This is a genomic window from Caballeronia sp. LZ032 (genome assembly GCF_031451315.1).
Lineage (GTDB): Bacteria > Pseudomonadota > Gammaproteobacteria > Burkholderiales > Burkholderiaceae > Caballeronia.
Window position 1 is genome coordinate 145,995 of sequence record NZ_JARUXP010000003.1, and the last position, 22,465, is coordinate 168,459.

General features: G+C 66.1%; 17 protein-coding genes. 7 read left to right on the plus strand and 10 right to left on the minus strand.

The genetic code is table 11. The features are described 5' to 3' along the window. Positions 1 to 18: 18 nt before the first annotated feature. From QCE69_RS22110 to QCE69_RS22130, 5 genes are all read right to left on the minus strand, one after another. Complete coding sequence (locus QCE69_RS22110) at positions 19 to 783, minus strand: hypothetical protein (protein WP_309933000.1); 765 nt, start codon at positions 781 to 783, stop codon at positions 19 to 21. A 166-nt stretch (positions 784 to 949) separates the two neighbouring features. Beyond that, a complete protein-coding gene (locus tag QCE69_RS22115; RefSeq protein WP_309933002.1) occupies positions 950 to 2,344 on the minus strand; it encodes a CoA transferase in 1,395 nt (464 codons plus the stop codon). A 104-nt stretch (positions 2,345 to 2,448) separates the two neighbouring features. After that, entirely contained in the window at positions 2,449 to 3,450 is a 1,002-nt protein-coding gene (gene pdxA / locus QCE69_RS22120) for a 4-hydroxythreonine-4-phosphate dehydrogenase PdxA (RefSeq protein ID WP_309818294.1), read from the minus strand. A 31-nt stretch (positions 3,451 to 3,481) separates the two neighbouring features. Continuing rightward, on the minus strand, positions 3,482 to 4,738 hold the full coding sequence (locus QCE69_RS22125; protein WP_309933004.1) for a four-carbon acid sugar kinase family protein: 1,257 nt from the start codon (positions 4,736 to 4,738) through the stop codon (positions 3,482 to 3,484). Next, positions 4,735 to 5,733 carry a 2-keto-3-deoxygluconate permease gene (locus QCE69_RS22130; protein ID WP_309933006.1) on the minus strand — a complete coding sequence of 333 codons (999 nt, stop codon included), beginning with the start codon at positions 5,731 to 5,733 and terminating at the stop codon, positions 4,735 to 4,737. Before QCE69_RS22130 ends, QCE69_RS22125 begins: the two co-directional genes overlap by 4 nt. Before the next feature lie 239 nt (positions 5,734 to 5,972). Between QCE69_RS22130 and QCE69_RS22135 the strand changes: the two genes are divergently transcribed. Next, positions 5,973 to 6,752, plus strand: coding sequence for a DeoR/GlpR family DNA-binding transcription regulator (locus QCE69_RS22135; protein WP_309923170.1), 780 nt, complete (start codon positions 5,973 to 5,975; stop codon positions 6,750 to 6,752). On the opposite strand, the gene QCE69_RS22140 is transcribed toward QCE69_RS22135, so the two are convergent. Both QCE69_RS22140 and QCE69_RS22145 read right to left on the minus strand, forming a co-directional pair. After that, positions 6,733 to 7,908, minus strand: coding sequence for a thiolase family protein (locus QCE69_RS22140; protein ID WP_409021225.1), 1,176 nt, complete (start codon positions 7,906 to 7,908; stop codon positions 6,733 to 6,735). The genes QCE69_RS22135 and QCE69_RS22140 overlap by 20 nt on opposite strands. A 42-nt stretch (positions 7,909 to 7,950) precedes the next feature. Then, a complete protein-coding gene (locus QCE69_RS22145) occupies positions 7,951 to 9,252 on the minus strand; it encodes an MFS transporter (protein WP_309923172.1) in 1,302 nt (433 codons plus the stop codon). Between the two features lie 203 nt (positions 9,253 to 9,455). On the opposite strand from QCE69_RS22145, the gene QCE69_RS22150 reads away from it, so the two are divergent. Together QCE69_RS22150 and QCE69_RS22155 are read left to right on the plus strand one after the other, a co-directional pair. Further along, positions 9,456 to 10,211, plus strand: a complete 756-nt coding sequence (locus QCE69_RS22150) for an SDR family NAD(P)-dependent oxidoreductase (protein WP_309923174.1) — start codon at positions 9,456 to 9,458, stop codon at positions 10,209 to 10,211. Positions 10,212 to 10,226: 15 nt separating this feature from the next. Further along, a complete protein-coding gene (locus QCE69_RS22155; RefSeq protein WP_309923176.1) occupies positions 10,227 to 11,030 on the plus strand; it encodes an enoyl-CoA hydratase-related protein in 804 nt (267 codons plus the stop codon). A gap of 4 nt (positions 11,031 to 11,034) precedes the next feature. Here QCE69_RS22155 and QCE69_RS22160 read toward each other — a convergent pair whose 3' ends face one another. Beyond that, entirely contained in the window at positions 11,035 to 11,937 is a 903-nt protein-coding gene (locus QCE69_RS22160) for a LysR substrate-binding domain-containing protein (RefSeq protein ID WP_309933007.1), read from the minus strand. Positions 11,938 to 12,001: 64 nt separating this feature from the next. Here QCE69_RS22160 and QCE69_RS22165 point away from each other — a divergent pair, with 64 nt between their 5' ends. After that, on the plus strand, positions 12,002 to 13,963 hold the full coding sequence (locus tag QCE69_RS22165) for a CoA transferase (RefSeq protein WP_309933009.1): 1,962 nt from the start codon (positions 12,002 to 12,004) through the stop codon (positions 13,961 to 13,963). On the opposite strand, the gene QCE69_RS22170 is transcribed toward QCE69_RS22165, so the two are convergent. Together QCE69_RS22170 and QCE69_RS22175 are read right to left on the minus strand one after the other, a co-directional pair. Next, the gene (locus tag QCE69_RS22170; protein WP_309933010.1) at positions 13,905 to 16,400 is read right to left on the minus strand and encodes a PAS domain S-box protein; all 2,496 of its coding nucleotides are present in this window, start codon (positions 16,398 to 16,400) and stop codon (positions 13,905 to 13,907) included. The genes QCE69_RS22165 and QCE69_RS22170 overlap by 59 nt on opposite strands. 210 nt (positions 16,401 to 16,610) lie before the next feature. After that, positions 16,611 to 17,489, minus strand: coding sequence for an NmrA/HSCARG family protein (locus QCE69_RS22175; protein ID WP_309933012.1), 879 nt, complete (start codon positions 17,487 to 17,489; stop codon positions 16,611 to 16,613). Between the two features lie 106 nt (positions 17,490 to 17,595). On the opposite strand from QCE69_RS22175, the gene QCE69_RS22180 reads away from it, so the two are divergent. The 3 genes from QCE69_RS22180 to QCE69_RS22190 all read left to right on the plus strand — a co-directional run bounded on the left by QCE69_RS22180 (position 17,596) and on the right by QCE69_RS22190 (position 22,375). Next, positions 17,596 to 18,453: a LysR family transcriptional regulator gene (locus QCE69_RS22180; RefSeq protein ID WP_309923187.1), complete on the plus strand. Its 858-nt coding sequence runs from the start codon at positions 17,596 to 17,598 to the stop codon at positions 18,451 to 18,453. A 264-nt stretch (positions 18,454 to 18,717) separates the two neighbouring features. Beyond that, the gene (locus QCE69_RS22185; protein WP_309933014.1) at positions 18,718 to 20,994 is read left to right on the plus strand and encodes a type VI secretion system tip protein TssI/VgrG; all 2,277 of its coding nucleotides are present in this window, start codon (positions 18,718 to 18,720) and stop codon (positions 20,992 to 20,994) included. 10 nt (positions 20,995 to 21,004) lie between these two features. Further along, positions 21,005 to 22,375, plus strand: coding sequence for a hypothetical protein (locus tag QCE69_RS22190; RefSeq protein WP_309933016.1), 1,371 nt, complete (start codon positions 21,005 to 21,007; stop codon positions 22,373 to 22,375). Positions 22,376 to 22,465: the final 90 nt, after the last annotated feature.

Below are 22,465 nucleotides of genomic sequence, written 5' to 3' on the forward strand. Positions count from 1 at the left end.
GTGCCGCTGCGCGAAGAATCAGCGCGTCGCCGCCATGAAGAACGCCGTGGAACGCTGCGGCGTCACGCCCACGATGCTCATCTGATTGTTCACGACGGTCGCCTCGACCGGCATCGTCACGCCGCCGCCGGTGGCGCACGCGGCGCTGGTGAAGTTGAGCGAGCCGTCGAGAATGTGCTTGCCGGTCGCGCGCGGCTTGAAGTTGCCGGTGAACGTGCAGGCGCCCTGCGAACCGGTAACTGCGCCGTTTGCGGCGAAGGTGATCGTCGAGACGGTCGTGATGCTGCCCGGGTTGGTCCACGTGCCCAGCACATCGCCGATGGCGAGCGGCGTGTCGTAGGTGGCGTTGTAGTTGCCGTTGAAGTTCAGCGCGGTGGTGTTCGGCTTGGTGTTGATCGAACTCGTCGCCGAGAACGCGCTCTTCGCCGTGAAGGTGCCGCTGAGCGTGCCCGCGATGATCTCGCCGGTGTAGTGCAGCGCGACGACCGCCGGATCGGTGAATGCGCCGTTGGTGGCGGTGACGAAGCCTTCGGTCATCCAGACCAGATCCTGATTCAACGTATAGATGCTGAAGTACTGCCCGGTCTCGAGCACGATGGTCTGCGCGGCAAGGCCCGTGTCCGTCGCGCCGAACCAGATGCCTTCGGGAATCGCATGCGACGTCCTGGCGACGCAGGTCTTCGTGAGGTCTCCGTTCGTGACACATGTTTCGTCGCTTCCTCCGCCTCCGCAGGCGGCGAGAACGGGCAGGGCTAGCAGCATCACTTTCGGGAGCAGTTTCATGGGAACGTTGGAGGTTGTTCTTGTCGATGAGCATGGTGGGCGCGCGGGAAGGCGCGCCTGCCACGCGTTATCGGAACGTTCGGACGAAACTTGAGATGAGGTTTGTATCCAGGGCGCTATGCCATTCCTGATCGGCACGCTGTGGCATTGATTGGCGGGACATTCCTCACCACCGCGCCTCCCCCGCCCCCGGCCTCACCGACTCCCGCGCATACCCCGCCGGCGTCCGCGCCAGTTGCGCGCTCGGCGTCACCGCCACCAGCTCGCCAAAGCCCGACGCATACCGCGTCATGAACGGCGCGACCTCCGGCGTCGGTGCGGCGATGCCGCCTTCCACGCGCCCCAGTCCGCGCAACCACTGCCCCGTCTGCGCGAGCGAGACCTGCACATGCCAGCTCCCGCCTTCGCGCTGTTGCCGCCACAGCGCCGCCGCCGCGCCGAACGCCATCAGGAAGCCGCTCGCCATGTCGAGCATCTGCATGGGCAATGCACGCGGCTTGCCGTCGCCGGCCGCTTCGCCTTCGGCTGCGTTGAAGCCCATCGCCGTCTGCACGAGCGAATCGAACCCGCGCCGTTGCGCCCACGGTCCTTCCGTGCCGTACGCCGTCAGCGAGACATAAACGATGCCCGTCCGCCGCGCCGCCAGCGCATCCGGCCCGAAACCGAGCGCCGCCAGCCCGCCCGGCCGATAGCCCTGCGAGAACACATGCGCCTCGTCGATCAGTTGCCCGAGCGCCGCACGATCCCGCTCCGTGCGCAAGTCGAGCAGCGCCGAACGCTTGCCGCGACTCGTGTCCGCGATCGCCGGAATGTTCGGCGGATGCGGCGCGTTCACCAGCATGACGTCCGCGCCGAACGCAGCCAGCGCGCGCCCGCCGACCGGTCCCGCAAGAATGCGCGTGAAGTCGAGCACACGAATGCCGTCGAGCGGCCGCGCGGCTTCTGCCAACGCAGGCAGCGCGCGCGGCGGCGCATCGCCGATACGGGTCAGCGTCATCAACGGCTGCGCGGCGATCGCACGCGCCTGAGGCGTCGCGTCCCATTCGTCGAAGGTGCGCAGCATCGTGACGACCAGCCCTTGCGCCGCCGCAGCGTCCTCGAATTCACGGCCGCGCCAGGCCAGCATCGCGTGCTCTGCGTCCGCGCGCGTCGCCGTCTTCGGATCGAGACCGAGCAGGCGCAGCGCGCCATCCTGATGATGTTCGAAGTTCGCGTGAATGCGCACGTAGCCGTCGGCGCAGCGATACAGGCCGGAGAAGCGTCCCCATGTCTCGGGTGCTTGCCCATCGACGGTGAAGGCGCCCGTGCATTCCACGGCCGCGTGCGTCATGTCCACTGACACGCGCTGCCGCTCGACGCCCCGCGCATGCGCCAGTTCGCACGCGGCAAGCGCCGCTGCGGCGACGCTCGCCTGCGCCGCCGTGCCAATGGCGAAGCTCGATGGAAAGACCGGCTCGCGGCCCGGGAGGTCGATGAAAGAAAGCGCATCGTCGGGCAAGCCGGCGATGCGCCAGAGCGCGTGAAGCGTATCGGAAGCTGAAGCGGACGTTTGAGCGGACATGATGGATGGGCGCGCGTGCTTCGTGAGGAAGAAGCCCCCATTGTCGCGCTGACCGCGCGCTCGCGCTCGACCCGCCGCTCAGTGACGTAGCTCAGTGACCTAGCTCAGTGACGCCGCGTCGCCAGTTCCGCGCCTTGCCGCAGCGCTTCGAGCATGCTGCCTTCATCGGCGATGCCCTTGCCGGCGATATCGAATGCCGTGCCATGATCCACCGACGTGCGGATCACCTCCAGCCCGACCGTCACGTTGACGCCCGCTTCGAGACCCAGCACCTTCACGGGACCGTGCCCCTGGTCGTGATACATCGCGACGACGAGATCGAAATCGCCGCGTCCGGCGCGATAGAACAGCGTATCGGCGGGCAGCGGGCCGGTCACGTCGAGGCCGCGTTCCTGCAGCACCTTCACCGCCGGAATGATCTTCTCTTCTTCCTCGCCATAGCCGAACAGACCGTTCTCGCCCGCATGCGGATTGATCCCGCATACGCCGATGCGCGGCTTGCTGATCCCCGCCTTGATGAGCGTCGCGTTGCCGCGTTCGATCGTGCGCTGGACCAGACCCGGCTCGATCTTGCGGATGGCGTCGATGATGCCGATATGCGTCGTCACGTGGATCACGCGCAGTTGCGGCGCGACCAGCATCATCGAGACTTCGTCGACGCCCGTCAGGTGCGCCAGCATTTCCGTGTGGCCCGGATACTTGTGGCCGCCCGCATGCAGCGCTTCCTTGTTCAGCGGCGCGGTGCAGATCGCGTCGATCTGGCCGGCCTGCGCGAGTTCGACTGCGCGCGCGATGTATTGATACGCGGCATCGCCCGCGACGGCGGACAGCTGGCCGAACGGCAGATCATCGGGAATCAGGCCGAGGTCGATGCAATCGATCGTGCCGCGCTCATAACGCGCTTCCGGCGCGCCCTGGATGCGTCGCACGCTGGCGCTGACGCCGGTGAGTTCGATCGCGCGTTCGAGGCGGCGCGCATCGCCGATCACGAGCGGACGGCACTGCTGGTAGACCGCATCGTGCGCGAGGCTCTTGACGACGACTTCCGGACCGACGCCGCTTGCGTCGCCCATCGTGATGCCGATTACGGGGAGGTAGTTGCTCATGATGTTTCGTCTGGATTCGGGGTGAATTCGGTTACTGGCGCGCGACGGGAAGGTCCGCGCCGCGCAAGTGCAGGTAGGCGCCAAGCAGCGCATGCTCGCTGCCGAACGCGCCCGCCTTGGTGACGATGGCCGGCCCCGCGCCGTTCGCGGGCCTGCCGAGCGCGACGCCGGCTTCCACCTCGCGCAACAGCTCGAGACTGCCGACACGGGCGGCAGCGAGCATCGCGCGCGCGGTTTCGCCGCCGGTCGCGATCAGTCCGCCCAACTCGTTGAAATGAGGCGCGACGAGCGCGGCAAGAGCGTTCGACAGGCGCGCGCCTTCGGCCGGATCGAAGGCATCGTCGCGGCCGATGCGCACGATCGCGTCCTCGCGATCCCGCACCGTTCGGCCAATGCGTTCATGCCACGCTTGCCACTCCGGATGACGCGCGCCGTCGCGCAGCACGGCGGGCGGCACGATCATCTCGCGGACGCCGGCTTCCGCGCCGAGCAGCGCGCACTGGCGCTCCGAGATCGCCGAGAGACTGCCGACCAGCGCGAGGATCGGGCCTTGCGTGCCGTCGAACGGACGGGCGCCGTGGGTATCGGCTTCGGTGGCGAAGAGATCGGGCAACGCGGCGAGTTCGCGCGCAAGCCCGCCCGAGCCGACCCAGAAGAACGACGCATCGAGCGCCGCCGTCACGCGGGCGAGCGAGGCGAGATCCTCGCTGGTCTCGGCATCGACGATGATGGCATCGACGCCGTCCGTTGAAGCCGCCGCCGCCATCACCATCGCCGCGACATCCTGCGGCGCGGCGCGGAACGCTTCGAGCGATACATGCGCGACGCGCAGTCCCACCATGTCGAGCATCGCGCGCAGTTCGGGGTTCTGGCCGGCGTGTTCCAGCTGCCAGGTCTCGGTTTCTTCGAGCGGCACGCCGCGCACGATCACGCGGCCATCGCGCACCGCGCGGCCGGTGGCCGGAAAGGCGGGCGCGACGATGGCTGGTCCCGCGAGCCGCGCGAGCGCCGCGACTTCGGCGGTCCAGTTGCCGCGCAAGGTCGAATCGATCTTCTTGTAGAGCCGCCGGCCCGGCGCGCGCAGCGCCTGCCACGCAGCAGCCACGCGCTGCGCGGCTTCGGCGGGCGCGAGGCGGCGCGTGTCGGTATCGGCGGCGATCACGGCTGCGTCCTGAGGCGGCGTGTGCGCGTCGAGCGACACCACCGTCCTGCGGCCCGCCGCCGCAAACGCGATGGCGCAGTCGGCGGCGCCCGAGAGATCGTCGGCGACGATCAGCAAGCTGTTCATTGCGTGGCCTCGCGTGTCTTCGCGGTGGCGCGCGCCTGATCCCGGGCGTTGGCGCGTTTCGCGATCGACGCTGTCAGGATCGGCGAGACGATGGCCGTCACCACCACGCAGGCGGCCACCAGCAGCGTCGCCGATTTGGCCGCTTCGTTATAGACCGGATTGGCCGCCGCGATCAGCGCCGGCACCGCCGCTGCATTGCCCGCGGTATTCGCGGCCGCCGCACCGGCGACACCCGTGCCACCACTGAGACGGTCGGCGAAATACAGCGGAATGCCCGTCACGATCACGACCGCGAAACCCAGACCAATGCCGAGCAATCCCGCCTGCCAGACCTTGTGGAGATCGAGGCTTGCGCCGAGCGCCAGCGCAAAGAACGGAATCATCACCGGCACGGCACGGCCGAGGAACGCGCGCATCTCGCGGTCGAGATTGCCGAGCAGCATGCCGACTGCGAGCGGCAGGATGCTGCCGACGAGCGTCGGCCACGGAAACGCCGAAAGGCCCGCGACGCCCAGCGTGACCATGGTCAGGAACGGACCGGATTCGAGCGACATGATGGTGTATGCGCCCACGTCCTCCGAGCGGCCGTACTGGCCCATCAGCGCCATGTAGAGACCGCCGTTGGTGTCGTTCATCGCGGCGACGACGGCCAGCGTCGAGATGCCCGCGAACAAGCCCGAGCTGACCGGCTGCTCGCCGAGGAAATGCCCGAGCACGATGCCCGCGACAATCGCCGTCCCGACCTTGGTCGCGAACAGCGCGCCGCCCTTGCGCAGCAGGTAAGGCGTCGCCTTCACGTCGATGCCCGCGCCCATGCAGACATAGAACACCGCGAGAATCGGCAGCGAACCGGTGAACAGCGCGTTCGTGAACGAGCCGAAGAACTTCGGCATGCCCGGCGCGAAAGTCGCGATCAGCGAGCCGATCAGCAGGGGGACGATCATCATCCCGCCGGGCACGCGCTCGACGGCGCGCTTGATGTGAATCTGAGCCATGCATGTCTCCAAGTGGTTTCTGGCCGAATCACGCAGAATATGATTGATTCGATCAATTTGGAGTGTAGCGCTATCGCCCGGTTCGCGCAATTTGCGCAGTGTGCGGGTTTCTACTGATCGTTTCGATCATTTGGTGTATCGGAAGATGAGCGAAACGATCAAACAGCAAGCGTGCGGCGAGCCCGCCGGGTTCGCTACACTGTGCGTCCCGCCGGGAAGCCATCGAATCAGGAAACAGGATGAAAGTAGAGAAACGCCGCGAAGCGATGCTCAAGGCCGTGCTGTCCGGCATGAACGACGTCGCCGCGCTGTGCGAGCACTTCGGCATGTCGGAAGCGACGGTGCGCCGCGACCTGAGCGCGCTCGCCGGCGAGCGGCGGCTCGTGCGCACCTACGGCGGCGCGGCGTCGGTGGGCATGCATGAACCGGAGGAATCGCTGGACACGCGCCGCGAGAGTTTCCGGGAACAGAAGGAAGCGATCGCCCGCGCGGCGGTGCGTCACGTGCAGGACGGCGACACCATTTTCCTCGACGGCGGCACCACGACCGCCGCACTGGCACGCCTGCTTGCCGGGCGCACGGCGATTCATGTGGTGACCAACAATCTGCTCGCCGTGGGCGCGCTCGCGGCGGCGGATGTGCGCGTGACGCTGATCGGCGGCGATGTGCGGCCGTCCAGCATGAGCACGCTCGGACCCATCGCGCAGGTGGGGCTGACGCGCGTCACCTTCGACAAGGCGTTCCTCGGCGCGGACGGCGTCGTCGCGGGCCGCGGGCTGTGCGAGGCGACGGCGGAGCAGGCGTATCTGAAGGAATGCATCGTTGCGCAGGCGGCGGGCGTGTTCGTGCTGGTCACGTCGAACAAGCTCGAACGCGCGAGCCAGCAGCACTGGACGCCGCTGGACCGCAACTGGACGCTCGTCACCGATGCGCTGGCCGAAGCGCCGCTGCTCGCCCGTTTCAGCGAGCGCGGCAATGTGACGGTGGAAGCGGGGCCGCTTACGTCGAAAGAAGCGTGACCAGCGCGACCGCCGAGTCGCCCGCGAGCTGACCGCCGTTGTTTTCCGCGAGCGCGACCTTCGCGCCCGGCCGCTGCCGCGCGCCGGCCTGGCCGCGCAACTGCTGCGTCAGCTCGACGATCTGCGCCACACCCGTCGCCCCGACCGGATGGCCACGCGACAGCAGACCGCCGCTCGGATTCACCGAAATCCTGCCGCCGATGCCGGTATCGCCCGAACGGATCAGCTTCGGTGCATCGCCGGGCGCGCACAGGCCGAGGTTCTCGTAGTGGATCAGCTCGGCGGGCGCCGAGGCATCGTGCAACTCGACCACATGCACGTCCTCCGGACCGATGCCGGCCTGTTCATACGCCTCGCGCGCGGCGCGCACCGCGACCAGTTCGCCCGTGCCGTCCGCTTTCGCCGATACGATCGAACTCGCGCGAATGAACACCGGGCGGATGTCGTGCCGCGCCGCGAAGGACTCGGAGCAGATGAACACGGCCGCGCCACCGTCGCCGATGGATGAGCACATGAACAGCGTCAGCGGATCGCTCACCATGCGGCTCGACAGCACTTCCTCGACGCTCGTCTCCTTGCGAAACTGCGCGTGCGGATTGAGCGAGCCCGCATGACGGCTTTTCACGACGACTCGCGCGAAGTCGCTGGCCTCGGCGCCGGTCCGGGCCATCCACTTGCGTGCCTTCGCCGCGTACAGATCCATGAACAGCGAGCCGGTGCCGGCCGTCACGCCTTCGGGCAGCGGCTCTTCGAGATCGACGGCCTTGGCGAACGCGCCGAACGACACCGCCTTGTCTTCGTGCGAGAGCTTTTCCACGCCGACGACCAGCGCCGTCTCCGATTGACCCGACGCCACCGAAAGCCAAGCGAGATGCAGCGCCGAACTGCCGGACGCACAGGCGTTCTCGACGTTGAACATCGGCTTGCCGTCGAGTCCGGTATGGCGCAGCGACGATTGCGCCCGGATCATCTCCTGTCCCGTGACGACGCCCGCCGCTGCATTGCCGAAGAACACGCGATCCACGTCATCGACGTGCACATGCGCGTCCTTCAGCGCGAGCGACACCGCCTCTTCCGAAAGCGACTTGAGATTGCGTTCGAGAAACTTGCCGAATGACGTCATGCCGACGCCGCCAATCACCACGTTGCGCATCATTGCCTCCATTGCATTGGGATAAGGAAATCGGTCAAGCGGGTCTTAGTCGAGCGTCTTGCCGCGCGTTTCCGGCATGCGCGCATAGACGATGCAGCCGAGCACGCAGACGGCGGCCACATAGATCCACAGGTAATCGACGATGCCGGCGTTCGCCATCGCGGTGACGATGGTGGGCAGCGTGCCGCCGAAGAGCGCGGCCGAGAGCGCATAGGGCAGCGCGACGCCGGTGGCGCGGACGTGCGCCGGGAACTGTTCGGCCATCACGGTGGCGCAGGTCGCGGCGAATCCGGACGAAAGCAGCATGCCGAGGGTGACGATGACGGTCGCGCTCCAGTAGTCGTTCGAGAGGAAGTGCAGCGCCGGCCACGCGAACAGCGCGGAACCGGCGGCGAACGCGAGCAGCACGGGCTTGCGGCCGATGCGGTCCGACAGCATGCCGAGCAGCGGAATCGCGACGAGCGACACCACGATGGACACCACGCTGGCACTGAAGGCATCGCGCAGCGGCAGGCCGCGCATGTGGGCGAGGGTCGGGAACAGCACGAGCCAGAGATAGATGCAGAGATTGCCCGCCATGGCGATGCCGATCACGCGGAGCGCCGCGCGTCGATGCTCGCGGATGATCGTGACGAACGGATGCCGCGTGTGTTGCCGGGCGGACGCGGTCTTCCTGAAGGCATCCGTTTCGGCGACGGCGAGCCGCACCCACAGCGCGACGAAGCCCATCAGGCCCGCGATCGCGAAGCCGATGCGCCAGCCCCACGCGGCCATCGCGGGGGCATCGATGACCGACGTCAGCAGCGCGCCGATGGAGGCCGCCACGAGCACGCCCGCGTTGACCGCGAAGTGCTGCCACGAGCCCGCGAAGCCGCGTCGCGCGGGCGCCGCCGATTCCATCAGGAAGGTCGATGCCGAGCCGAACTCGCCGCCGGCCGCGAAGCCCTGCACGAGCCGCGCGGCGACCAGCACGAGCGGCGCCGCGACGCCGATCGACGCATGGCCCGGACACACGGCGATCACGAGCGAGCTGCCCGCCATCAGCGCGACCGAGAGTGCGAGGCCGTTCTTGCGGCCGTGCCGGTCGGCATAGGCGCCGAGCAGCGCGCCGCCGATCGGCCGCATCACGAAGCCCACGGCGAACACGGCGAAGGCCGCGAGCAGCGCGATGCCGGGGTTGTGCGCGGGAAAGAACTGCCGCGAGAACAAAGAAGCGAAGGTCGCGTAGATGATCCAGTCCGTGAACTCGACGATGGTGCCGAGCGTGGCCGCGACGATCGCTTTCTTTTGCGTTCGGCTGAGCGGCGTCGCGGCGGGTTCCGCGACGTGGGGCAAGGTGGTGTGCATGGCGGCGTCTCCGTGTGGGTATGTGCTGGACGCATCCTAGGTTCGGCCCGCCGCGCGCTCAAACGACATTTTTTGCGTGCTCGATTGACTTCTTCTCAATCGAAAACGCCATCACGAAAACTCAATCAAGCGCGCAAAAAATGTCGTTTGAGCGCATGACAGGGTGCGGCCTACGATCAGGGCATTCGTTCACGGAGACAGCAATGAATGCTTCAGCAAGCGAGGTCGCCATCGTCACGGGCGGCGCGAAGGGAATCGGCTTCGGCATCGCACAGGGCCTGGCGCGCGACGGCCGGCACATCGCGCTGTTCGATCGCGATCGTGCGGCGCTCGACGAGGCCGCCACGACGCTCGCCGCAGCCGGCGTCGACGTCATGGCGCTGGCCGTCGATGTAACCGACAGCGCATCGGTCAGCCAAGCCGTGGAAAGCGTGATGGAACGCCATGGACGCATCGACGTGCTGGTGAACAACGCGGGCATCGTGCGCGACAAGCGCATCACCCGCATGAGCGACGACGACTGGGACGCCGTGATCGACGTCAATCTCAAGTCGCAGTTCCTGTGTTGCCGCGCGGTGCTCGGACACATGAGCGCGGCGCGTCATGGGCGCATCGTGAACATCTCGTCGCGTGCGTGGCTCGGCGGCGTGGGCCAGGTGAACTATTCGGCGGCGAAGGGCGGCGTCGTGAGTCTCACGCGCAGCCTCGCGCTCGAATGGGCACGCGATGGCGTGACGGTCAATGCGGTCGCGCCGGGCATCGTCGATACGCCGCTGTTCCAGGCCTTCGATACCGCGCTTCAGGAGAAGCTGAAGCAGTCGGTGCCGGTGCAGCGCATCGGCACGCCGGAGGACATCGCCGAGGCCGTGCGTTTCTTCGCGCGGCGCGAGGCGTCGTACATCACCGGCCAGACGCTTTATGTGTGCGGCGGGCGCTCGCTTGCGTCGCCGAGCGTTTGAGACACGGAGGCCATCATGACGATTCGCTATGCCGTGTCCGCGCACGTCGCCACGCTGACACTCGACCGGCCCGAAGCGCTCAATGCGCTCGATCTCGATACGCTGATTGAACTGCGCGCGCGTCTCGCCGATGCCCGCGACGACGATGACGTGCGCGTGATCGTGATCACCGGCGCGGGGACCAAGTCGTTCTGTGTCGGCGCGGATCTCAAGCGCAGCTTGCCGCCTTCGACCTCGTTCGGCGCGTCCTTCGTGAAGCCGCTCGAACGCGCCGGCGCGGAGGGCATCTACGTGCGTCTCATGGAACTCGGCTCGCTGCGCATCTTCAAGCCGCTGATCGCCGCGATCAACGGCTATTGCCTCGGCGGCGGCCTCGAACTGGCGCTGCAATGCGATCTGCGCATCGCGTCGAAGAGCGCGGTGTTCGGCTTGCCGGAAGCGGTGGTTGCGAGCATTCCGGGCGTGTGCGGGATTCAGGCGCTGCAACGCGCCGTGCCGTCGGCCATCGCGATGAAGATGCTGCTCACCGGCGGCAGGATCGACGCAGCCTATGCGCATCGAGTCGGTCTCGTATCCGATCTGACGGAACCCCAAGCGCTGCTGGAAGAAAGCCTGCAACTCGCGCGCACGATCGCCGCGAACGGACCGCTCGCCGTGCAGATGATCAAGAAGGTCATCGAGACCAGCGCCAACGTACCACTCGCGCAGGCGCTCGAATTCACGGAGATGGCGTGGGGCGCGCTGCGCGATTCCGAAGACCGCATCGAGGGGCGCAAGGCATTCGCGGAAAAGCGCGCGCCGCGCTATGCCGGGCGCTGATGCGTCAGCGTTGCGCGTCGTCGCCGCTGGACAGCAGCCAGGTGCGGAACGCGGCGAACTCCGGACTCGCAAGATGGGCAGGCGGATAGATCAAGTAGTAGGTGAACGCGCCGAGATCCAGCACGAACGAAAACGGCATGACGAGCGTGCCCGCGCGCAGTTGATCGGCGACCAGCACGCGCTGCGCGATCGCGATGCCATGGCCCTGCGTCGCCGCGAAGTACGCAAGGATCGAGCTTTCGTAGGAGAGCCCGCCCAGCGGATTCACGCCGCGCACGCCGGCTGCGTCGAGCCACTTGGCCCAGTCCTCGGGACGCGCAAGCGAATGCAGCAGCGGAACGTGACACAGCGCTTCGGGCGTGGCGTCGTCGAGTCCGGGATGCGTGCGCAGGAAATCCGGGCTGCATACCGGCACCAGTTCGTTCGGCACGAGCCGGTCGAAGCCGAACTCGGAGGACGGCGCGTGCGACAGGCGGATCGCGCCATCGACGTCCTCGGTGTTGAAGTCCACCGGCTGCAACGAGGTGGTCAGGCTCACTTCGATATCCGGATGGTCGCGATGAAACGTCGACAGGCGCGGCAACAGCCAGTTCATCGAGAAAGTGGTGTAAGCGCGGATCTTGAGCGTGCGGCGGCGTCGCGCCTCGGTGAGATTCACGGTCGCGGCGCGCAGCGTCTCGAAGCTGCGGATGACGTCGGCGAGATAGCGCGAACCCATGGGCGTCAGCGTGATCGCGCGATGGCCCCGCTCGAACAGCAGCACGCCGAGCTGGTCTTCCAGCAGCTTGATCTGCCGGCTGACGGCGGCGGGCGTGACGTTCAGCTCGTCGGCGGCGAGCTGGATGCTGAGCAGCCTGCCGCAGACTTCGAAGGCGCGCAGGGCATTGAGTGACGGAAGGGTTCGCATCGAAAAATGGTAGCAATGCGCGCGCGGGCGCGCCAGCCGTGAAGACACGGAGAAGGAGACGATCATGCTGGACGGTGTGCGGGTTCTCGCGTGCGGCGCGCGCGATGCGGTGCGCTTGTGCGCGGTGCTGCTCGAACAGGCGGGCGCGTGCGTCGGGTTCGACGGCGCCGATGCGACGGGTTACGACGTCATCGCGGTGTCGTCGGATAGCGGCGAGACGGGCGGCATCGCGGGATGGAAGGCGGGAGGCACGCATATCGTGTGCGATATCACCGCGACCGGGCCGCAGGATTCGCGCGCCGGCACGGCATGGACGGACGCGCAAATCCAGGCGATGAGCGGCCTGATGGACACCACCGGTTTCACGCAGGGCGCGCCGGTGCGGATCGGCATTCCACTGACGGAGATCTCGGCGGCGCTGTACGCGGCGGCGGCGATTGCTGCGGCGGTGCGCGTGAAGCGCCTGGGCGGCGGGGTGCAGAACATCGACGTCACGCTGAGCGGTTGTGCGGCGAACGCGCTCACTACCTTTTTGCCCGCCGTCTTTGCGCGCCGCATGGCGGGGCGCGTGGGCAACCGCCATCCGGCGAGCGCGCCGTGGAACGCGTATCGCACGCGCGACGGCTGGATCCTCATCTGCACCAGCACCGACGAGCAATGGCGCAAGCTGAAGTTGGCCGCGGACATGCCGCCGCTCGACGACGCGCGTTTCGCGACGCTCGCAGGCCGCGTGCGTCACGTCGACGAACTCGATGCGCTGCTCGAGAGCTGGACCATGACGCTCGGTACCGAAGAATGCGTGCGCGTGTGCGAGCGTATCGGCGTGGCGGCGGGACCGATTGTCGGCATGCACGAGCTGGCGGCCGAACCGAATTTCCGCCTGCGTCATGCGGCGGCGGCACATGCTATCGATACGGCGGGCGTCGGTGCGCAGACGTATCGGCAGGTGCCGATTTTCACGGAGTCGCCGTTGAGCGAGGTGCATGGCGTCGCTCGGCCGGACCTGCACGCAAGCGGCAATCCGGCGCCGCTCGCGGGCGTGAAGGTGATCGAGATCGGCCAGTACACGACGGCGCCGCTCGTCGGCAAGCATCTGGCGGCGCTTGGCGCAGAGGTCGTGAAGATCGAGCCGCCCGATGGCGAAGCGGCCCGCGCGTGGGCGCCCGGGCAAGGCGGGACCAGCTATTTCTTCGCGCTGAACAACACGGACAAGCAGACCCTCGCGCTCGATCTCAAACAGGAAGCCGACCGCGCTCACTTGCGCGAACTGCTCGCGGACGCCGACGTGCTCGTCGAAAACCTGCGTCCCGGCGCGCTCGCCAAACTCGGCTTCACACGCGAGACGCTCGGCGCCATTAACCCGACTCTGATCTATTGCTCGATCTCGGGATTCGGGATGGCGTCGGCGTATCCGTCGCGGCCAGCCTTCGACACGGTCATACAGGCGATGAGCGGCCTCATGGACCTGACCCGCAGCGATGGCATACCGGTCAAGACCGGCGCGTCGGGCGCAGACATCCTGGGCGGGCAGGCCGCGCTGTTCGCGATCCTGGCGCGGCTTGCGGGGCGTGCGAGGCGTGCATCGGGCACGGGCGCGTTCATCGAGATCTCGATGCAGGACGTCGCCGCGTGGTGCGCGTTGTTCGCGGCAGGCCGATCGCCCGTGCGCGGCGAAGTGCTCGCCTGTGTGGACGGTCATGTATGGATCGAACGCGAAACCTCGGACGCCGAGCGTGAGCGGTGCGCCGGATTGCCAAAGGCGCGGGCCGCGCAACAGATGGCGTCAGCCGTGCCCGTGGTCCGCGTGGACGAATTGCTGCACGACGGCAATTTTCTCGCCGACGTGCTCTCCGCCGCACGCGATGAACATGGTGGGTTCTGGCCCGTGCTGAAGCCGCCCTATCGGCTGGCGAAGACGCCTGCCTGCGTGCGTGGCATTCCGGGCGCGCCGCGACGTGTCAGTGAGTTCAGCCCCGTCCCGCCAGCGCCAGCACGCGTTCCAGTTCCGGAAGATCGACCGGCTTGACGAGATGCGCATCGAAGCCCGCGGCGCGGGTGCGCGCGCGGTCTTCATCCGAGCCGAGCCCGGTCATCGCCGCGACGACCACGCGCGCGCCATCATCGCGCATGCGGCGGATGACATCGAAACCGGTCAGGCCGGGCATCGAGAGATCGAGCAGCACGACCTGCGGCCGCTCCGCCTCGAACAAGGCGAGCGCTTCAGAACCGTCATAGGCCGGGCGCGTGCGATGGCCCAGCATGTCCACGAGCAAGGTCATGCTGTCGGCGGAATCGCGGTTGTCGTCGACCACGAGCACGTCGAGCTGACGGGTCGCGGCCGTGCCGGACGTCGTGCTCGCGGGCGCGCCCGTGGCCGGCGGTTCCGCGAGCGGCAGCCACAGCGAGAACGCGCTGCCCTGGCCCGCACCGCCGCTCCTGGCTTCCACATGGCCGCCGTGCAGTTCCGTGATTGCCCGCACGAGCGTCAGGCCGATGCCCAGCCCGCCTTCATCCGGATGCGCGCCCGGCGGATGTTCCTGCACGAACAGGTCGAACACGATGGCGAGCGCTTCCGGTGAGATGCCGCGCCCCTGGTCGATCACGCGCACCATCACCGACGAGCCGCGCGGACCCACTTCGAGCGTGATGGTCGAGGCGGGCGGACTGAACTTCGATGCGTTGTTGAGCAGGTTGTTGAGCGCCTGCACGAGGCGCGTGGGATCGCCGTTGACGTACAGCGGCTGGCCGCTGTCCTTCACGACGATGCGCTGGCCGCGTGCGTCGATCAGCGGCTGGCTGGCCTCGACGCTCAGATGCACGACCGTGGCGATGTCGATGATGTCGGTACTGAGGCGGATCTTGCCCGAGCTGACGCGGCCGGCTTCGAGGAGATCGTCGACGAGCCGCGTCAGGTGTGCGAGCTGCCGGTCGACGATCTGACGGCTGCGGATCACTTCTTCGTCGCTGGTGGCCTTGAGCTTCAGGATGCTGACCGCGTTGCGGATGGGCGCGAGCGGATTGCGCAATTCGTGGCCCAGCAGCGCGAGAAATTCGTTCATGCGCCGGCTCGACGCCTCCAGTTCCTCCAGACGCCGCCGCGCGGTCATGTCGCGCGTGATCTTGACGAAACTGCGCTCGCCGTCGGAACCGTTCGGCAGCGCGCTCAGCATCACGTGCGCCCAGAATTCCGAGCCGTCGCGACGCATGTGCCAGTCTTCGTGTTCCACCCGGCCGCGTTCGGCGGCCAGCATCAGGTCGTCCATGGGACGGTCGCGGCCGTGTTCGTCCGACGGGTAGAACAATGCGAAATGCCGGCCGATCGCCTCGCTGGCCGTGAAGCCATAGATGGCGCGCGCGCCCTCGTTCCACGAGCGCACGTAGCCGTTCTGGTCGAGCATGCAGATGGCGTAGTCGCTGACCGAATCGATCAGCAGACGCAGGCGTTCGTTCGCCTCGCTCGCGCGCCGCCGGTCGGTGATGTCGTGCACGAAGCAGGCAAACTGGCGCTGGCCTTCGTACCAGACTTCGCTGATGGTCAGTTCCGCGGCGAATTCGCTGCCGTCGCGGCGCAACGCCGGCAACTCGACGCGCCGGTTGATCATGCGCGCCTCGCCGGTGGCGAGATAGCGCGTGAGCCCGGCGCGGTGCGCGTCGCGCAGACGTTCCGGCACGATCAGCGCCGCCAGTTCGCGGCCCGCCGCTTCCGGCGCTTTCCAGCCGAACAGCAGCGCGGCGGCCTCGTTCCAGTCGACGATCATGCCCGCTTCGTCCATCGACACGAACGCGACATGCGCGTTGTCGAGCACGGTCTGGCGGCGGCGCATGGCGTCGGCGAGCTTCTTCTCGTACTCGAGCCGCAGCGACGACTCCACCGTGAGATCCGCCGCGACGCTCGCGTTTTCCTTGAGCAGCTTGCGGTTTTCCTGCGCGAACTCCTCGCGCGCGATGGTTTCCGCGATGCAGGCGCAAAACGCGTTGAGAATGCTGATGTCGGACGGACCGAAGAAATCGGTTTGCCCGGAAATCAGTTTCAGGACAGCGACCGAACGGCTTTCATAGATGACCGGAGCCACCACCATCGACACCGCGCCGACCGCCTTGCACGCGGCGCGGTCCACGCGATGATCCGTGGCTGTATCACGGCAGATGAGGGCCTGCTGCCGCGTGATGCACAGTCCCGACAGGCTGCCGGCGGTAGGCAGACGCACGCCGATATGCGCGGCCGCCGCGCCGCTCGCCGCCTGATAGACGAGTTCGTCGCCCTCGATCCATTCCACCACCGCCGATGCGACGCCTGCGACTTCCCTCAAGGTTTCGGTGACTTTTTGCAGATAGGCGGGCAGCGGCAGCCGCGAATGCGCGAGACTGGCGAAGGTGGCGAACCAGCGCTGGAAATGCGCCTGACGCCCGTCTTCCGCATTGTTGCGCTTTTCTGAAGTCGATGCCTCGGATTGAGTCCGCATGAGCCGAATATCCAATCGATGATTCGCGATGGTAATCGCGAAAGTAATCGCGGGGTTTAAACAGATAATCAGATCAATTGGAACACAAAACAGCGACCAAACGTTTGCTCTGTGAGGGTTTTTATTAAAACAGATTCGGAACCGGGCGTTCGCCAAAATCCTCGGAGCGCATGGCTGACCCCTTTGCGAATGCCCGATTCGAGGCTCCTTTTATTCGGTTGCCCATTGCTGCGCACATTCGGCAGCGAAATCGCGGTATGTACGCGGCGCACGTCCGAGCAGTCCGGACAGACGCTCGATTTCATGCGCGTTCGCCACGGCGCCATCCTGCTGGTAACGCTGCATCATGAGGCGGATGTCGTAGGCGAGCCAATCGGGTCCTGCGCCTTTCATTCGCGCTTCGAGCATGTCGAGATCGTCGCCGCCGTAGTGGATTTCGCGGTTCAGCGCGGCGCTCCAGATCGCGGCGATGCTGTCCGCCGTCAGCGCATCCGGTCCGACGAGCTCGTAAGTGACGCCCGGCAGCGGTTCCGCGCTGCGTTCGCGCCGCAGCAGTTCGCGAGCGGCGACCTCGCCGATATCGCGCACGTCGACCATCGAGATGCCTTTCGCGCCGATCGGCATGCCGTAGACGCCGTGCTTCAGGAGCGCCTCCTTCATGCGTGCGTCGTTCTGCATGAAGTACGCGGGGCGCAGGACGGTCGCGGGCAGGCCGGCCTGCTCGATCATGCGTTCCACTGCATGCTTGCTGGTGAAATGCGGCACGTCCGCATACACGTCGCCCTTGAACACCGACAGATACACGATGCCTCGCACACCGGACTCGCGCGCGATGCTCAGCGCCTGCAATGCCTGCGTGAGTTCGTCCGCCGCGTTGGGCGCGAGGAGGAACAGCGTGTCGACGTCCTTCAATGCGTCGCGCAGCCCGCCGATGTCGCCGAGTTCGCCCTTGATGGCTTCCACCCCGGCGGGGAATTGCGCGCGCTCCGGCGAGCGCGTCAGGGCGCGCACGCTCGCGCCGCTGCCTTGAAGATGGCCGAGAACCTGATTGCCGATTACGCCGGTGCTGCCCGTCACGAGAATGGTCATTTCAAAGCTCCTTACTGATCGGGTTGGGATGCTGCTACGATAATCGTTCCGATTGGGCGTCGATAGACCTCGGTTCGAGACGCATCGTCTCGTGGATGGAACGAAAATGGACCTGGTTGCACTCGTCGATTTCAATGCCGTCGCGTTGCATGGCGGTTTCGGGCCTGCGGCGCGCCAGACCGGACGGCCCAAGGCGACGCTGTCGCGGCATGTCGCCGAACTGGAGCAGAGCCTGGGCGTGCGGCTGATCGAGCGCGGTGCACGCACGCTGCGCCTCACCGAAGAGGGCCGCGCGCTGCATGAACGCACGCGCGGCCTGCTTGCCGAGATCGATGACGCCGGAGAAGCGCTCGCCGCGCGCGCCCCTGTACCGCGCGGACGCCTGCGCGTGAGCGCGCCGATCGTGTTCGCGCACGTGATGTTGCCGGGCATTGCGTCGCGTTATGCGCGGCACTATCCGCAGGTCGAGCTGGAAATCGTTGCCGAGGATCGCGTGGCGGACCCCGTGCAGGATGGCTATGACCTCGTGATCCGCGTCAATCCGGACGCCGATGAATTGCTCGTCGGACGTTGTGTCGCGACTGACCGGCGCACGCTCGTGGGGCCGCGCGGCTTCAAGGCGGAAGCGGACGCGCCGACACTGCCTGCGGTCGTGCTGGCGCGCATGGCGAACGAAGTGTGGCGGATCGAGGATCCGGATGGCGGCACGCGCGCGCTCACGCCTGAACCGGTGTTGCGGCTGTCGTCCTTGCTGATGGCGCGCGAGGCCGTGCTGCAAGGCGCGGGCGCGGCGTTGCTGCCGGGCATGCTGGTCGAAGCCGATGTGGCGGCGGGCCGCCTCGAACTGCTCGGATACGAAGCCGGGCCGCCCGTGGAGCTTTGGGCGCTCTATAGTTCGCGGCGTCTGTTGAGTGCGAAAGTCCGCGCGTTCATCGACATGTTGAATGCGGATTACGACGCTTGATTTGCATCCTGTCAGCAGTAGTGTCGGGCTTTGAATCTCCTGAAAACAGGTTGATCTCGATTAATGATGCTCATTGGCATCGATTATTTCGGATGCCTGTTCTTGACTGCATGCGTACTTTTAAGAATTAAGAATAGTCGCGTTCATTCGCATGCGCTCGCGGGGATACATTGGCAGTCGGTCGAATACGCAATCTCGCGTGTTCCGCTTCAGATCGATTGTCGAGGTTTCATCGTGTCGAATGCCGGGATGCAGAATAGTGGAATGCTCGAGCGCAGCGCGGCGGACATCGCCGGGAGCGTGCTCGGCTCGAAACGCAGCACGATTACTCTGAGCGGGGCAGCGCTGCCCGTCGCGGCCACAGGCGAACCTGCGTTGCGCTTGCGGTCGATCGAGGGCGAGGAAGTGCTGTCCCGGCTGTATGCGTACACCATCAAGTGCGCCACGCCGCTCGATTCCGTGATGCCCGGTCAGGCGGCGGCGAACCTCGACCGAAACGCGATGATCGGCAAGGAACTGACCGTGTCCATCGAACTGGAGGGCATGGGATTCGGCGGCGTTGGCAATATCGGCGCGGGCGTGCGCGAGATCAGCGGCCTCGTCACGCATGCGGACTACATAGGCCAGTCCGACCGTCAAAGCCTCTACCGGCTCGTGCTGCAACCCTGGCTGGTGCTGCTCGCGCAGCGCTCCGATTACCGGATATTCCAGCGCAAGACGGTGGTGGAAATCATCGAGGAGGTGTTCGAGAACTACCTGTACTCGTATGAAATGCGTCTGTCGGAATCCTACCCGGTGCTGGACTACCAGGTTCAGTATGGCGAAACGGATTTCGAGTTCATCCAGCGGTTGATGGCGGAGCACGGCATCTACTGGTTCTTCGAGCACAGCCAGTCTTTCCATCGCATGGTGCTGGTGGATCAGGTCGGCGCGCATCGGCCTGTACAGAGTGTGGCGTATCAGACGCTGGGGTACTTTCCTCCGGGTTACAAGACCGACGCCGAACACATCAGCAAGTTCGAGGTCAACGGCAGTCTCCAGCCGGGGCGTGTCACCACCAACGACTTCGATTTCAAGAAGCCGCGCGCCACGCTGATCAAGCAAAACGAACTGCCGCTGGAAACCGATCACAACCGTCTGGAGCGCTACGAGTGGCCAGGCGACTACACCGATCCCTCACACGGTGAACAGTTCGCGCGGATGCGCATGGAAGAGTGGCGCGCGCAGGGTGAACGCGCTTCCGGTTCGGGCAATGTGCGCGATATCGTCTGCGGCACGACCTTCAAGCTCGAAGGCTATCCGCACGAAGCGGCGAACCGGGAATATCTGGTCATCGAATCGCGGATCACCGCGTCCGAACCGGATCAGACCAGCAACTCGGGCCACTATCTGTTCGTGGCCTCGTTTGTGGTGCAGCCGGCTACGGTCGCGTTTCGGCCCTCGCGCAAGGACTATCCCAAGCCGCGCACCAGCGGGCCGCAAACCGCCATCGTCACGGGACCGGCCGGCCAGGAAATCTGGACGGATCAATACGGCCGGGTGAAGCTGAGCTTTCATTGGGACCGCTCGGGCGTGAAGGACCAGAACTCGTCGTGCTGGGTGCGCGTGTCGTATCCGTGGGCCGGCGGCGGCTATGGCGGCGTGAATATTCCGCGCATTGGCAGCGAGGTGATCGTCGACTTCGAGAACGGCGATCCGGACAGGCCGATCGTCGTGGGACGCGTCTATAACGCGGAGTCGATGCCGCCCTGGCCGCTGCCGGCCAACGCGACGCAGAGCGGAATGTTGTCACGTTCGATGAAAGGGGGCGTCGAGACGGCGAACGGTATCCGCATGGAGGACAAGCAGGGCGGTGAGGAACTCTGGGTGCAGGCCCAGAAGGACATGAACACGACGGTCAAGAACAACGAGACGCACAAGGTTGCGGCGGATCGCACCAAGTCCGTGGGAGGGAACGAAGTCACAACGGTCACCGGCACCCGCACCGAGACCGTGACGAAGGACGAGACCATCACCCTCAAGGCCAACCGCAAGCGCGAGGTGACGGCGAACGATACGTTGACCATTGGCGGGGATCAGAAGACCGACATCACCGGCACGCAGACGCATACCGTCGGCAAGGATCGCACATCGACTGTGGTGGGGAAGGACACCTTTACGGTTCACAAGGATCGCGAGGCCGAGGTTATCGGCGCGGAGCACGAAACGGTTCACCTGGCCAAGACTTCGGACTTCCTGAACAGCCACACGGTGAACGTCACGGGTCATCAGAAGTTCGTTGTCGGGGCCGGTCAGGAAGTTCACGTAACGGATAACGTGGTGCTTACGTCGACGACGCAGATCAAGCTTCAGTGCGGCGCGTCCAGTATCACGATGATGCAGGACGGCACCATCACGATATCGGGCGTCAAGATCACATCGACAGGCACGGACAGTCATGCGATCAACGGCTCGACCGTCACCTTCGACGGCTCGACCATCACCAGTAGCGCAACGGGCGAACACACGGTTCAGGGCGCCAAGCTGAAGCTCAATCCTTGATGCCGTCCTCATGCAAGACTGGAAACCCACCAATCCGGTAGAGCGCCGGCTGATGGCCGCGCATGAAGACTGGCTTCGCTTCGCCCACGACCCCGACGCGCGTTTGCTCTATTGGCACGCCAATCCGGCCGACGTCGAGCTGCTGAAGACGTTCTTTCAGGGGCAACGGGAACTGTCGAATGCCGTGCTGGAGTTGAGCGCGCCTTTTGAAGACGCGGATCAATACGTCAATGCTTTGACCGACGAGGTCATCCGGTTCTATGACGTGCGTCGCGAGGGGTCTCCAAGGGCGGGCATCGTCGCGGACTGGCAGCCTCCAGTGAGAAATCGTGAGCCGGCAGCGGCTTATTTTCTCGCGATGCTTGCCAGTCTGATGCGGCATCACCCGGAGGTATTTCCGGGCGTGGTGCTGGTGCTCGTTCCTGAAAGCATCAAGAAGCCCAAGGCGTTCGAGGCGTGTCTCGAGAGCCTGTTGCTCTTGCTTGAAAGCACTATTGCGGAACTTTCCCGGCGGCTCAGGCTGACGCTCTACGGAACCGAGCCGACGTTGCTCGACCGACTCGCGCAACGGCAAGCTCACGCCGTGCGCCTGATCCATGGACGCTATCAAATGGATGCGCTGCCTCGGGAACTCGCTGCGCAATCGGGCGAGCGTGGGACGTCGGGGCAGTTCAGGCGGCTGTTCGTCGAACTCTCGGAAAGCGTGTCGCACGGGGATGCCGCTCGCCTCGAACGCTTGCGTGTCGCCGCGCTTGCGGTGAGCAACGGCCGTCAATGGTTCGATCAGAGTGCGACCGTGCATCTGCTGGCGGGCGCGGCGTATCTCAAGTGGGGCGACACCGACCGTGCGTTGCATGCCTATCGCGAAGCGGCCGCTTCCGGGCAGCAGGCGCGCGCCGTAGCAGCGCCCGCTGGCAACAAGCTCGTTCTCAACGGCTTGTTCGGCGAAGCGAGCGTGCATGTCATGGGCGAGCGCTATCTCGACGCAGCGCGCTGCTACGCCGGTGCGGCGCCGTACGCGCAGGCGGAGAACGACGCCATCATGCTCGTCGAGGCTTTTCGGATGCAGGCGTGGTGTCTGGATCGCAAGCGCGAACGCGCGGCCGCGCTCGAAGCGGGCTTCAACGCGCTGAACGCCGGCATGGGCATCGATCCGGCGTTGCGCGCGAACAGCAACCTGCAACTTGCGGTCGCGTGGATGCTTGCGCGGATCGACTGGCTGCACGCGCAGCGCAGTCAACTGGAAGGCGCACTGCGATCGCTCTATGGCATCGACTGGAAACAGGCAGTCCAGCCGCTGGCGCCCGCTGAGGTCTCGGCCCGCCTGACTGCGCACGACGCCGACAACAATAACGCAGGCACGGGGACGCAAGCGACATGACGATGCTGGCAGTGAACCACCTGACGCCGGTGGTCGGCATCGACGTGCATTGGGTCAATCTCCCGCCGTCGCCCGCGCCTGTTCCGCTGC